A 14,020-nucleotide genomic window follows, 5' to 3' on the forward strand; every position below is an offset into this window, starting at 1 on the left:
TCCAATTCGACGGCACGCTAAGTGCCTCAAAAGGGATGAGTTTGGGAGTTGCTCATGCTTTGGCTTTCTACAGGAGCCCGGCCTTCGCCAGCCGTCTTACCCAGGCGGCGCGCCGGCCGTGGCCGCGTAGTAATTTGGCTAGTCCCTTGCGGAAATCCTGTTCCCGCCCGGCCGCGGTCTGTGCCTCGTACAGTTCCTTTGCCTGCTGCAGGGCCTGGTCGTAGGCTGTACCCGAGCCGCGCTCCAGTATTTTGCCTATTGCCGCCCAGGTGCTTCCCGGTGTGCGGGCGATCTGGGCGAGGTGTTTCTCGCGTTCGGCGCGGCGCTTGGCCTCCAGCGCGGCGTGCTCCTCGTGCTCCCTTTCCAGACGCCGGGCGCGTACTTGCTCCTTGCCTTTTGCGATCTCCGCCACCGTCCGGCGAGGAGGCGTGTGATGTGTCGACGACCGAGCGCGTAGCCATACGAGGAAGTCCCCGCGCAGCGAGCGTTCCGCCTCCTGGCTTTTCCCCTCCAGCACCAGGCGCAACGCGCCGAGCAGCTTGCTTGCGGGCTGGGTTTCAAGCCAGGCATCCATATTCGCAGTGGCTGCGGGGTTTTCGATTGAAGGGCTGGCGGCGGCCGCGGCGGCGAGCCAGTCCGGGTCAATCATCAGGAAGTCCAGCAGCGCCGTCTGCGCGGCACTCAGGGTTTGCAGGCCCGGGGGCAGCGGCGGTTCTGGTTCGCCAGCGTCGATTTCGCCTGTGCAGACGCCCGCCAGCCAGCCCAGGTACAGCGGGCGAGTATCGCCGCGCAACAATTCTTCACGTAGCGGCAGCAGGCGCCCGAGCCAACCGGAGCCGATCATTTCGCTCCAGAAGTGCTCGTGCTCGTGTTCCTCATCCTGAAAATGCCAGCCCAGTATCCAGTGATCGGGGGTTGCGCAGGACTCGAAGGAGCTCCAGTAGCACAGCTGCTTCCCGGCGGGAGCGGTTTGGGTGAATTCAGTCAGGACAGATGTCTTCAGCGCCGGTCGCGGCAGGCGCAGCAGCAGACTGCAAGTTCCCCAGTCGGCGAAATACACGTGTGCGTCGAAATAGTCCCGCATCCAAGCCTGCGGATCGCCCTTCAGGTCGCCCCAGTGATATTCGTTGGCAAAGCCGGTGGCGGTGATGGTTGCGCGGGTGGAACAGGCGCGCAGTTCGGACTGTTGTTTGTTGGAGAGTGGCCGGTCGATGGCGGCAAATTCGTAGTATTGGTATTCACTCATGGTTTCTATCACTCGGAAAAAAGAGGGGCCGTCGGTTTGATCAGATAGCCCATAGCCCGGTAACCGCGCTGGCGTTTGTCCCACATGCGGGCGAGCTGGGGTTGGTCGGGCTCTGCGTAATCGTAGATACGCACGTCCTGTTTTTCGAAGTGCTCCCGGTGCAGGCGGCCGGCATATTGCTGCAATGTTCCTCTCCAAGAAATCGGCATGGCCAGGACCAGCGTATCCAGTGGCGGATGATCGAAGCCTTCGCCGATCAGGCGGCCGGTGGCGAGAAGGACGCGCGGAGCGGATTCGTCCAGAGAATCCAATTCGGACAATACCGCTGCCCTCTGCTTTTTGGATAGACGACCATGCAGGACATAGCAGTGTTCGACCTCGTCACCCAGAGCTCGCAGCAGCAGCGGCAAGTGGTCCGTGCGCTCGCTGAGTAGCAGTACCTTACGGCCCTCGCGATAGGCGGCCAGCACATCCTCGGCAATGCGCCTATTACGCACGGCATCACTGGCGAGAATACGGAATACATCCTGAATCGGCGACTCTGGTGGAATTTCCGGAGAGGAAAGATATTTGGGCCAGACCTCCAGCTGCGCCGGTGCGGCCTCCGGCCTGGCGGCACTGTGGCGGATGGGGCCGCACTGCATAAAGATGATCGGCTGGTGGCCGTCGCGCCGCACTGGTGTGGCGGTCAGCCCGAGTATAAATCGGACCTTGGCCCGCTTGAGGATCGACTCAAAGGAGAATGCCGACAGGTGGTGGCATTCGTCGATGATAATCTGCCCGTACTTGTCCAGCAGCGTTTCCAGGTCTTCTTCATCCTTGCGCGACAGCGACTGCATGATGGCGATGTCAATATCTTCCGAAGGTTTCTTCTTGCCGCCGCCGATAGTCCCGAGGCTTCCTTGGGAAATTTCAAGAAAACTGTTTAGCCGCTCCCGCCACTGATTTAGCAACTCGGTGCGGTGTACCAGAATAAGGGTGCTGACTTTACGCCGCGCGATCAGTGCCGCGGCGGTGACCGTCTTGCCAAAGGCAGTGGGGGCGCAGAGCACTCCGGATTCATGTCTGAGCATCTCCCTCACTGCTGCTTTCTGGTCCTTGCGTAGCTTACCGGTGAACTTGGCTTGCACCTTGTGTCCCGACTGGCGTTCATCCCGAATCTCGGGGCGGATGCAGTGTTCGTCCAATAAGTCAGACACGGCATCAAGGCAGCCTCTCGGCAGACCGATATGTTGGGGATAATTCTCGGCGCAGTCGATAATACGAGGTTTGTTCCAAACCGGCAGGCGCATGGCTTGAGCTTTGTAGAATTCCGGATTTTGGAAAGCCGCGAGTCGGATCAGGCGATTGGCCAACGGTTGGGGCAGGTCGGCCTTGGGGATGAAGATCTGGTTGGCCAGTACCAGTGGCAGGGATTCAGGCAACGGCTCGGAAGCCATTTCCAGAGCGGCTGCAAGACGCTGCCATGGTTTGTTGTCTTCGCCTTCCACAGCAAAGGCTACATCGAGCGGGTGCCGCCCGCCACTGGCACGCAGGGTAGTCTCCTCCAGCTCAGCTCTGGAGAGCGGCTGGACCGACGCGAGAAAGGCCCACTGATCCGGATAGGGTTCCAAGCCTTCATCGACGAATACACTACGCCCCAATTGGCGCGGCACTCTCTGCAGGGGAAGCGCGATCAGGTTGCCGAAACCGCCCTTGGGCAGTGTGTCCTGATTGGGGAAAAGGCGGTCGTAGCTTTCCAGAGACAGCTGCCGGGTGCGCTCGCAGGTGTGGCTGATCAGCGCGGCGCCCAGTTGCCGGGCCTGACGGGCGGGCACTGGCTCGGCAAAGAATATCCACACATGGGCGCCGTTGCCCGAGCGGGAGATCTCCAGTGCCGCCGGTATCGCCAGCTCTCGGCAGGACGTCATGAAAGCCCGGGCATCCTCGCGCCAGTCGGCCTTGTCGAAATCGGCCGCAAGGAAATAACAGCTTTCGTCGGCTGCGAGCGGATAGGCGCCGATGGTCTGTTTCCCAGCCAAGTGATCGTAGATCACCTGATCGGTCACTGGCAGCAGCAGGCGCTGGCGGCAGTCGCCGCATTTGACCTTGGGCTTGTGGCAGATGCCGGGTCGCCACTCGTTGCCGCAGGCCGGTGAATAGCCGGATTTGCCCTTGGCGGATTCCCAGCGCAGTGGGTAGACATCGGTGCGCCCCCGGAACAGGCGGCGGAACAGCGCAACTTTTTCGGCGGTGGTGAAATGGGAGTTGGCGGGTATAGGTTGCGACGGTATCGCTGCTTGCTCAGCAACAGGCGACTCCTCCCAGGTGATACCGTGGCGGTTCAGCAGTGCCTTGAGGCGGGTAATCTCTTTGCGTAGTTGTTGGAGTTCATCATTGTGCGTATATGGCCCAACCTTTTCAGGCTTGCTCTTGTCATGATCCATGTCAATATCGAGAGTCGTATTTATCCTACAAGCTTCAACAGCCGCGCATCGTTTCGGAGGATCAAGCACCAGCGCGCAACGGATGACAGCTCGGCAGTTGGGCTAATCAATTCTCGAATGCGGTTACGTATCTGAATTAGTCTCTCTTTGGCCGCCGGGTTATTACCGGAACCGCAACGCTGCTTGGCAAGCTGATAGTCTTCGATTAAGCGGTCCACCCTCTGCCACACTTTGCGGCGAGCCTCGGTCAAGGGGGCGTGTTCGTTGAGTTTCAACCGCTTGACGGTTTCAATGACGCGCTCTTGTTCCCACTCGGACGAATCGGGCATGGGAATTACCTTACCTTCTTCATCGAAAGCAATCAGCGATACATCGTCATCGTCGATGGGATCGAGCAGGTAGCGGGCTTCGGACTCTTCGCAGGGGGCGTCGTAGCTTGAACAGTGGGAATTGTCTTTCAGCGGAAACCAGCCACCTTTCTTGCGATTGCCGACATTACCGCAAGCTCGGAAGTTCATGTAATCGAAGGCCAGCCACCAGTAGCCGTCCCGCTGACTTCCGTCCAGCGCCTTGGCTTCCTTTTTGGGACGGAAGTGTTCCACATCGTAGTGCGAATAGAGCTCTCGCACTTCCGAAAACCAGCACTTTTTGGCGGAAAGCGCCAGCAGCCACTCCTTCAAGGCACCCCAGTGGGCGCTGTGTTGGTCGATCAGCACGTTGCGCTCTTCGCGCTTGCCTGCATTGTCTAGGGCGGCCAGCTCGGCTACCAGCTGCTCCGACTTGGCCTGCCATGCCTGCCACTGCTCTTGGGTCCACGGCTCCCAACCGGGAATGTCGGTGTCGGTAGGCAGCCTGTTTTCCAAATCGATCCAGATCACTGGTCGGCCTCCTCGCGCAGGATTTCGTCGATGATTTCGTCGGCAATGCGGTCCTGTTCGACCTGTTCTTCCGGCGTGAGTGTGGGTTTGCGGAAGCGGCGGTGCTCTGCCATCTTGCGTACGAACAGCGCGTAATCCGGGTCGCGGAAGTCGGCGGTGGAAAAGCCAAGATCGGCCAGTTCTGTACTCAGACGGCTGAGTTCTGCATCTTCCTCAGGCGTGCGAGGTGATTTGACAAACAGCTCGTTGCGACGGAACAGCCGCCGCTCGGTTTCCGCATCCAGCGTGGATGAAAGGCCAAAGAGTTCGCTCTTGAGCAGGCCGGTAACGCCCATGCCTTGCGGGTGTTCCTCCGGAATATCCACCACCGAGCGCTCATCGTCGCGGCGCAGGATGTGCACTTGGTCACGCTTGAGACTGCCCACCATTATTGGGTCGTGGGTGGTGATCAGGACCTGCGATTCGCCCTGTAGTGCAGCTTTATCAGTCCCAAGTACTCCCTCGATTTCATCGAAGTAGCGCAGCTTCCAGATGGGGTTCAGGTGGGTGTCTGGTTCGTCCAGCAGGAACAGGCAGTGGTCCTCGCGGGTGATGCGCATCAGGCCGAGCACGGTGAGCATTTGCAGTTCGCCTTCCGAAAGCTGGGTAAAACCCACATCGCCACCTTGCTTGTCGCTCTTCCTGACGGTGATGCGCACCTCCTCGATCAGGTCGCCGATATAGGCACCCTCGGCGTAGCGAAAGAAACTGTCGGTACTACCTGCCAGCTCACCCAGCTCCCTGAGTTTTTCGTGGCTGGGTACAAACAAATAGAGCTGTTTCTGTTTTTCGGTACGGCCTCGAAAGTCGATCTGCTTGCTGGCCTCCTGCTCGATGGGGGACCAGGCCACCTGCCACAGCTTGTCGAGGAATTCATTGACCACATTGCCGCGTGCGTACCAGAAGCGCGGGTCGCCCTCGCTCAACTCCTGTTCGTCGAACTTGCCATTCCTGCGCTTCTCTCGCAGGCGGTGCGGTTCTTTCAGTACGAACAGTGCGGACTCCAGCCTTTCTATATGCAGATTGGCCAGTACCTTCTGGAACACTGGGTCGTCCGACAGCAGGCAGGCCAGCAGTACCAACTGGCTGTGTCCCCCGCGACAGTAGAAGAGGCGGCGCAGGCGGTCGTCACCGGAGCGCCGCGCGCGGCTTTCGATATCCTCGCGCAGCCTGGCGGCGGCGTCCGCGTCGAATTCCCCTTGGTGGTACAGGCTGGCGAGCGCTTCTTCGCTGAGTTTTTCCTCGGCCGTAATCTCCTGGCGGCGGTTGAAGCGGCGCTGGTGTTCCTGAAACAGCGTCTCGATACGCTCGTTGCGGCCAGAGTAGTAGGCAAAGATATGCGAGGGCAGCAGCTCGCGGTTTTTGAGCAGATAGCCCTGGGATTCGGCCTCGCCGTCCACCCACACGAAGGGGCGCTTCTGCCTGGCAGAGTCCGCCTGGATGCGCACGATGCGGTCGCGAATGCTGTATTCCAGTGTATAGTCGAGGGTGGCGTCCCGGTCCAGGTCGATATCGCGGAAGATGGTGATCAGCGCCTCGATCAGGTTGGACTTGCCGGTGCCATTCTGGCCGATCAGCGCGTGGCTGCGGATGGTCTTGCGTGGCGCGTCGGTATGACCCGGCGTTGGCTCCAAGTGGGTGGCGAAATCCATCTGCAGTCCGCGCAGGTTGCGGAAAAGCGGAATTTCCAGGCGCAGCAGCTGCATCTTAAACCCCAGCCCCTTCGGCGAATACTTCGCGCATCTCGGCCGGCGCGGGTTCCTGAATCCAGCCGTGGTAGACCTCGGTTTTCAGTTGCGCATAGAAGGCGTCAATCTCGCCGCCGAAACGCTGCCACAGGTCTTTGGCCATCATCTCGCCGCTGTGTCGGGCGAGGAGGGTGGCCAGCGGCGCCCGGGACTTGATATCCGGTGTCTGTCCCAGGCGCAGAGGTGATATCAGTTCGGTTTGCGGGGCTTTCACGGGTTTTTCCTCTTCTTGTTCGGTACTGATGCCGGTGAGAGCTGCCACAGCTGTGCTAGCTAACCGGTCAGAAAGCTCCTTAGTTTGGTGGAGTTGGGATTCCAGCGCACCACAGATATGCATTAATTTCTCAACTCGATCCACAATACGATCTTGCTCCTCAAGCGGTGGAATTGGCAACTCAAGCTGCTTTAGCTTCGCCGCCTTGATGCCCTTTGCTGTCATTCCCGTCGAATTGTCTATAAGTAGCTTTTGAAAAGTGGGTGACAACATAAAATTCATCGCACAGCGCGTATTGAGATCAGCGAATGGCTGTAGATCAATAATGCGTTGTGCCAACGCGAATTTCGGGTCATTCTCGATCAGTGCAACATTTCCTAAGGGTGCCTCGGTAGTAAAAAGCAAATCTCCTATTCTGGGATATCCGCGAGTCATCCATACTCTATAAGATTCTTCTGAAATGTATTCCTTAGGATCTTTGTTCAATTGCCCTGAGCGCACGTTCTTAGCCGTGATAAGGGTAACTCCTGAGCTAGTTTTGGGCGGAGTTTTTCCTCGATAATCAATAAACTGAAAGAGTGCATCTAATGGGATACGTTGCCAGTGTTCGGGAAGGTTAATATCCAGCTGAGTAACGTCAGTTGCTTTGGCAGCTTTACGTTTCATCTTTCCTGCAGAAAGTCGATCAGATTTTCCGCTGATGCAGCGTTCTGTGAATAGCTCTACGGATTCATCATTGTCGTCTTTCTCGGAAAGTAAACCGTGAATTGAAAGGTCAAGCACAAGGTTTCGCAGTTCATCTACATCCTCCGGTGCACTAAATAGCTGCTCGAAATTTGCTTCCAGCCGTGCCCAGGAATCCTGAAGTTCGTGCGGACTTTCGGCACTGGAGACTGCTCGCAGGGTGGATTGGCGCAGGGCGTTTTGCAGCTTGCGGTGCTCTTGTTGCTGCGCTTCCAGCTTGTCGCATAGGGCCATCAGCTCATCGACCTTGGCGACGATACGCGTTTGCTCTTCGAGTGGTGGCAGTGGAAACGCCCGAGTAGCAAAATAGTCTGTGGGAAGTCGTTTCTGACCAGCGGTGCCTGTCATACTCTCCTTGCCTTCAGCAACAAAAAGTGGAGAGCGGAGAAAAAGGTAGACGTAAGTAGGCAGGACACCGTCGTGTATCGGGCGAAATACATGGAGTTCCGTAGATCCAGCTCCAATACCTAGATCACTTCGAAGATCTGTGATGACAGCTGATTTGCCATTCTCAAAACACGGAGTGATTTTAGCCAGCACTACGTCATGATTGGAAAAATGAGTATAGCCTTTCTTGATTTTGCTCCACTGTTTTATCTCGACAAAAAGCGCTCCGAGATGAGTTTGCGGGATGCCACTCATTGGTACAAACGCCACCAGGCTGTCATCCGGGGCGTCGTTCCTTGGGCTGATCTCTCCAACGTCCAGCAATCGAGTCCAGCGCCAGGATTCTGGAATTTTAAACTCGAGCGGAGGTTGGACAGGTTCATTTTCAAGCTTCTTTATTCGCTTGTATTTTTTCTCACGGATCAGACGTTGACGCACCTGTTCGATATCTGCCAGCAAAATTTCAACATCAGAATCCTGATCGCGTCTAGTTGAGAGAGAGCCCGTTACAGCAAGCTGGTAAATCATCTCCCTTAGCTGGGCTATGCCTCCCGGCGCGTTAACAATATGCCCAAATTCCGCCAAAAACTGCTGAGCGTCCATCAGGCGTCTTCCTCCCCAATATCTTGATTTCTTGCCAGTCGCGCCCGCGAGCGCTCTACGGCCTCGTGCAACTTGGCCTGCAGTACTTCCCTGGGTGGCAGTACGGTCAGGTACTCGGCCACGTGAATACCGCTGGCGTCCAGTTCCAGCAGTTCTATCTGCTCTTTCTTTTTGCCGCTGCACAGAATGATGCCCAGTGGCGGCTCCTCGCCCTGTTCCCGTTCGTGTCTGGCCAGCCAGCGCAGGTAGAGCTCCATCTGCCCCTTGTCGGCGGCCTTGAAGTCGCCGAGCTTGAGATCGATGGCCACTAGGCGCTTGAGGCGGCGGTTGTAGAACAGCAGGTCTATATAGAAGTCGTCGTTGTCGATCTGGATGCGCTTTTGCCGCGCCACGAAGGTGAAGCCGGCTCCCAGCTCCAGTAGAAAGAGTTCCAGCTCGCGCAGTATGGCGTCTTCCAGGTCTTTTTCCAGGTAGCGGTCGCGCAGGCCCAGGAAGTCCAGCACATAGGGATCTTTCAATACCAGCGCAGGGCTCAGGTCGCCATTGTCGCGCAGGGCGGCCAGTTCCCGGTTCAACAGTTGGTCCGGTTGTTGGGAGAGGGCGGTGCGCTCGAAGAGCATGGAGTCCAGGCGCTCCTGCAGGGTGCGGGTGCTCCAGCGCTCCTGCTGGCACATTTGCAGGTAGAAGTCGCGCTTGAGCGGGTCTTCGATATAGATCAGGGTCTTGATATGGGTCCAGCTCAATTGTCTCCGCACCGCGGAGACAATCTCCTCGGTGGGGAAGACTTCTGCAAAGCGCAGCATATGGCGCAGGTTCTTGACAGAGAAGCCGCGCCCGTACTCGGCCTGCAGCTGCCCCGCCAGGGCGGGGACTATCTGCTCGCCGTAGGCGGCGCGGTCGCCCTGCAGCACTTCGCGCCGGATGCGCTGGCCGATATGCCAGTAGAGCATGGTCAGCGCGCTGTTGACGGTGCGGGCGAGCTGGCGGCGGCTCTGTTCGATCAGCTGGCGGATATCGCCCAGTAGTCGTTGCTGGGCTGCCGCTGGGGCCGGTTTCTTTCCTGAGCTCATTCCGCGGTGGCCTCTGCAACAAAGTGATGCGCCAGTGCGGCTGCCAGTTCACTCTTCAGGCGGTTTTCGGTCTCCTCGATTTCTCCCAAGAGGGTCTTGTACTTCTCCAGCAGGATATCGGGGTCGTGGCTCTCCTCTGCTGGCGCATTAGGGTTTTTCTGATCGAGGTTGTAGATGGGCCAGTAGAGGCGATCGCCGGCAGCTTGGGCGTCGCGGGCCTGGAGGCGCAGGACGTCGGCCTTGTCGCGCAGTTCGGCTATCTCGTCTTCGACCGGCTTGCGCTTTTTCTTGGTGCTGACTCCCTTGATGGAGTCCCGCAGCTCGCGTATCTGCGTTTCCAGGAGCGAGGCCTCATTGTTCAATGCCTCTGCGCGATCCCAGTGTGGCCTGGCCGCGGACACGGCCGTTTCGCGCTTGGCCTTGAAGTCTAGCTTCCAGGCGAATTCATTTTCCACCCGGTCGGCGAAGTCGTTGTCCTCCGAGCCCCACCAATCCTGCTCGGGTTTGAATTCCTCGAAGCGGATGGGTTTGGTCTTGGAATAGCTCTTGTAGCCCGGCGGGTAGGGGTGTTCGTGAAACCAGATAGTGTCGGTGTGGAAGTGCTCGCTGCCGTCATCCACCGTGGCACCCTTGGTAAAGAACAGCAGGTTGGTTTTGATGGTGGTGTAGGGGGCGAAGACGCCCTTGGGCAGGCGCACTATGGTGTGCAGTCTGCACTCGCGCAGCAGCTGTTCTTTCAGGGTGGCCTTGATGCCCTCGCCGAACAGGAAGCCGTCCGGCAGCACTACGGCGGCGCGGCCGTTTTCTTTCAGCAGCTTCTTGACGATCAGCGCCATAAACATATCGGCGGTCTCGCGGGTGCGCAGATTTGCCGGGTAGTCGCTGCCGGCGCCATCGTCTTCGTAACCGCCAAAGGGCGGGTTGGTGATGACACAATCGACCTTGTCATCGCGGCCCCAGTCGTTCCAGGCTCTACCCAGAGTGTTTCTGTGTTCTACCTGGCTGGGGACGTCGATACCGTGCAGCAGCATATTGGTGGTGCACAGCAGGTGTGGCAGTTGTTTTTTTTCGATGCCGCGGATGGCCGCCTCAATCGCGCGTTGCTCCCTGACGCCAGACTTGGTTGTTCGTTGATTCCGCAAGTAGTCAATCGTGGCAGTTAAGAAGCCACCGGTGCCGCAGGCCGGGTCTAGCACCACCTCTTTCTTTTTCAGCCTTGGATTGACTCTGTCTACCATAAACTGGGTGATGGCGCGCGGCGTATAGAATTCGCCGGCATTGCCGGCGCCGCGCAAGTCATTGAGCAGCTGCTCGTACACATCCCCCAAGTTGGCGCGGGTCTTGAAGTCGTGGAAGTCGATGGCCTCTTCCAGTTTTTCGATCACGGCCAGCAACTGGGTGCCGGACTTCATGTAGTTGTTGGCGTCCTCGAAGACGCTGCGGATCACCTTGTGCTGCGGGCTCCGACTGGCATCCAGCTCCTTCAGTGTGGGAAACAGATCGTTATTGACGAAATTGATGATGGCCATTCCGGGCCTCTGCGGCATTTTCTTGCCGTCCACGCCTGGCACATAGGCGGCCCAGTTGCGCCAGCGGTATTCACTGGGGAGGGGGGAGCGGTATTTGGGATTGTCGTCTTCCCACTCCTCTTCGCGCTGATCGAACACCTTGAGGAAAAGCATCCAGGTAAGCTGACCCAGGCGCTGGGCGTCGCCGTCGACGCCGTCGTCCTTGCGCATAATGTCCTGGATGGATTTGATGGTACTGCTGAGATTCATCTCGTTGTTCTCGTATTCCTGAAATTACGCCGGCTCGGTCTGTTGCCGTTGCGGCGTGTTGTAGATTGCCTGTTCGAGTTCATGTAGGGCGTGGGTGTATTGTTCGACACCGCCAAAGATACCGCGCCGGATTTGTGTCTTGCTGCCAAATCCATCAAAGGGGGGCAGCTCCAGCACTTTTGCGTCTTCTATGTCCTGGACGCCGTGGTCTGCAAACTTGTCCAGCAAGGCTTCCAGTACTGCGCGGGCCTGTTCACCATACTTCCCGAACACGTCCCGCTTTTTGACGTTGTTGGCGCGCTCGCGCCGGGTGAGCGGTTCCTGATCGAAGGCGACATGGGCCACCAGGTCGAATGCGTCGAGCTCATCTCCATTGGGGATTGCCTGTTGCAACACAGCAAGGGGGACGCCGTGTTCGGCCAGTTCCTCGAGCACGGCCTGCTTGCGCTCGGCATTGTTCCACCGGCGCAGGAAGTCCTTGAGGCTGCCGAACTCAGCTTGCAGTGCTCTTCTGATGTCGCCCCTGAGCAGGACTCGGTAGTCTTCGGTGATCAGTTTGCCCTCGGCATCCAGGTATTGGGAGCGCTCCACGGCCAGGCGCACGTCCACGTCGTCGATAATGTACTTGGTGCGGCCTTCACCTGCGTTTCCATTTCTATCGCCGCCAGTTGGTATGGCGTTATCCATCGGGTCCGGGCTATAGGGAGGAACTTCCGGCTCATCGGTGCTCGGCCCATCCATAGAATCCGGAGGGATTACGGGGTCGTCTGCCTTGGGCTCGTAGATCACTGTGGGTTCGCCGTCGAAGTCTGGATCGGCGAACAGGCGTGTGGCGCCTTTGAAGTCTATGATGGTGAAGTAGAGCTTCTGATAGTCCTCGCGCAGGCGGGTGCCACGACCGATGATCTGTTTGAATTCCGTCATCGAGTTGATGTTCTGATCGAGCACGATCAACTTGCAGGTCTTGGCGTCGACGCCGGTGGTCAGCAGCTTGGAGGTGGTGGCGATGACCGGGTAGGGCTCGTCGTTGTCAATGAAGTAGGAGAGTTGGGCCTTGCCTTCCCTGTCGTCACCAGTGATGCGCATTACATAGCGACGGTTACTGGCGGCGGCCGGGATGATTTTTACCAGCGCTTGCCGCATGCGTTCTGCGTGGTCCTGGTTGTCGCAAAACACAATAGTCTTTGCCATCGGATCGGTGACCTTGAGATATTCCCAGACCTTAGTGGCAACTAGCTGTGTACGCTTTTCCAGTACCAGATTGCGGTCGAAGTCTTTGGTGTTGTACTGGCGCTGTTCCACGAGTTGGCCCAGCTTGTCGAACTTGCCTTTCTCGGGGGTATACCCCACCGCATCGACGTCGGTTGCGATGCGAATGACCTTATAGGGAGCCAGGAAGCCATCCTCGATGCCCTGTTTTAGCGAGTAGGTATAAATGGGGTTCCCGAAGTAGGTGGTGTTGCTGGCCTCTTTCGTCTCTCTGGGTGTGGCGGTCAGCCCCAGGTGCGTGGCGCTGCTGAAATAGTCGAGTACTTCGCGCCAGGCGGAATCGTCTGCGGCGCTGCCGCGATGGCATTCGTCGATGACGACCAGGTCAAAGAAGTCCGTGGGGAATTGCCGATAAATCTGCTTCCACTCTTCTTTCCCGGTAACGGCTTGGTAGAGCGCGAGGTAGATCTCGTAGTTCTTCTTTACCTTGCGGTTGGTGACCTTGTGCATGACCTCGCCGAAGGGGGCGAAATCCTGCTGTATGGTCTGGTCGACGAGGATGTTGCGGTCGGCCAAAAACAGGATGCGTTTCCGAGTCTTGGCTTTCCATAGTCGCCAGATGATCTGGAAGGCCGTATAAGTTTTGCCTGTACCGGTGGCCATGACCAGCAACACGCGCTCTTGGCCCTTAGCAATGGCTTCGATAGCGCGGTTAATGGCTACCCGCTGGTAGTAGCGAGGTTCCTTGCCGCTGCCGTCAGTGTGAAATGGCTGTTCTACAAGTTGTATGGCATCGGCTTCAGCGAGGTCCTTCCACTCCTGATACAGTTGCCATAGTTCATCCAGTGTAGGGAACTGGTCGAGTTTGAGCTCACGCTCGATGGGCTGGGTCAAAGCGGTGCGGTCGTGGAGCAGGAAGCCCTCGCCGTTGCTGCTGACGGCAAAGGGAGCATCCAGCATTTCAGCGTAGGTCAGCGCCTGCTGCATCCCGTGGCCGATTGAAAAGCGTGCCTGCTTGGCCTCGATTACTGCGATTGGCAGGTTGGAGCGCGCATAGAGCACGTAATCGGCGCGCTTTGGGCCACCTTTGACTTTGGGATTGAGGATGCGCGCCGCGAGCTTGCCGCGGACCATCACTCGACCATCGGTCAAATTCACTTCTTCTCGAAACTGGTGCTGCTGCCAGCCGGCTTGTTGGAGGGCCGGAGTGATAAACTTGGTGCAGATATCGCGTTCAGAGAGTTCTTTTTTATTCATTTTATCAGCTCTCCCTGCCTGTTATTTGTGCACAGTGTTGCTTAAACGATCTTTTGTTATTCCCGATAGGATTGGTAAGGATGCTATGCGATCCTTGCAGATCATTGTCGCGAGGAAAGGGCCTGTATCGCCTACAGAAACCCACAGAATATAACATCTGCAATGAAGCCGGCAAAACCGGAGCATGATTGGTACGGTAAGGTTGGAAGTGCTAATTGATTCCCAAGAGACATAAATAAAACGACCCACCGTCGCGAGACGCTGGGTCGTTGGTATTGGTGGGATGGCGGGAGTCGAAAAGCTGTCCTAAGCCTTTGATTTTCTGGGGATGCCTTTTGCTGTTTTTTCCCAACCCGTCACAAAACCCGTCCACGCGAGCGAAGTAACCCCCAGTTGAGGTGTTCGGAGCCGGCACCGCGGC

Annotated in this window: 8 protein-coding genes; all 8 read right to left on the reverse strand. The window is 57.7% G+C overall.

What is annotated here, in order from left to right; all coding sequences use genetic code 11:
* Nucleotides 1–67: 67 nt before the first annotated feature.
* The 8 genes from IG627_RS02475 to hsdR are packed head-to-tail and all read right to left on the reverse strand — an operon-like array spanning nucleotide 68 to nucleotide 13,599.
* Complete coding sequence (locus IG627_RS02475) at nucleotides 68–1,246, reverse strand: hypothetical protein (protein WP_193189566.1); 1,179 nt, start codon at nucleotides 1,244–1,246, stop codon at nucleotides 68–70.
* An 8-nt stretch (nucleotides 1,247–1,254) separates the two neighbouring features.
* Nucleotides 1,255–3,672, reverse strand: a complete 2,418-nt coding sequence (locus IG627_RS02480; protein WP_193189568.1) for a TOTE conflict system archaeo-eukaryotic primase domain-containing protein — start codon at nucleotides 3,670–3,672, stop codon at nucleotides 1,255–1,257.
* A 20-nt stretch (nucleotides 3,673–3,692) separates the two neighbouring features.
* Complete coding sequence (locus IG627_RS02485) at nucleotides 3,693–4,550, reverse strand: hypothetical protein (protein WP_193189570.1); 858 nt, start codon at nucleotides 4,548–4,550, stop codon at nucleotides 3,693–3,695.
* On the reverse strand, nucleotides 4,547–6,295 hold the full coding sequence (locus IG627_RS02490; protein ID WP_193189572.1) for an AAA family ATPase: 1,749 nt from the start codon (nucleotides 6,293–6,295) through the stop codon (nucleotides 4,547–4,549). The genes IG627_RS02485 and IG627_RS02490 overlap by 4 nt, the downstream gene beginning before the upstream one ends.
* Before the next feature lies 1 nt (nucleotide 6,296).
* On the reverse strand, nucleotides 6,297–8,285 hold the full coding sequence (locus tag IG627_RS02495) for a restriction endonuclease subunit S (RefSeq protein ID WP_193189574.1): 1,989 nt from the start codon (nucleotides 8,283–8,285) through the stop codon (nucleotides 6,297–6,299).
* Entirely contained in the window at nucleotides 8,285–9,355 is a 1,071-nt protein-coding gene (locus IG627_RS02500) for a PDDEXK nuclease domain-containing protein (protein WP_193189576.1), read from the reverse strand. The genes IG627_RS02495 and IG627_RS02500 overlap by 1 nt, the downstream gene beginning before the upstream one ends.
* Complete coding sequence (locus tag IG627_RS02505; RefSeq protein ID WP_193189578.1) at nucleotides 9,352–11,133, reverse strand: type I restriction-modification system subunit M; 1,782 nt, start codon at nucleotides 11,131–11,133, stop codon at nucleotides 9,352–9,354. The genes IG627_RS02500 and IG627_RS02505 overlap by 4 nt, the downstream gene beginning before the upstream one ends.
* 24 nt (nucleotides 11,134–11,157) lie before the next feature.
* Nucleotides 11,158–13,599 (reverse strand): EcoAI/FtnUII family type I restriction enzme subunit R, encoded by a 2,442-nt coding sequence (hsdR, locus tag IG627_RS02510; protein WP_193189580.1) that lies wholly within the window; start codon nucleotides 13,597–13,599, stop codon nucleotides 11,158–11,160.
* Between the last annotated feature and the right edge of the window lie 421 nt (nucleotides 13,600–14,020).

Origin of the sequence: Microbulbifer taiwanensis, from assembly GCF_014904815.1 — a bacterium.
Lineage (GTDB): Bacteria > Pseudomonadota > Gammaproteobacteria > Pseudomonadales > Cellvibrionaceae > Microbulbifer > Microbulbifer taiwanensis.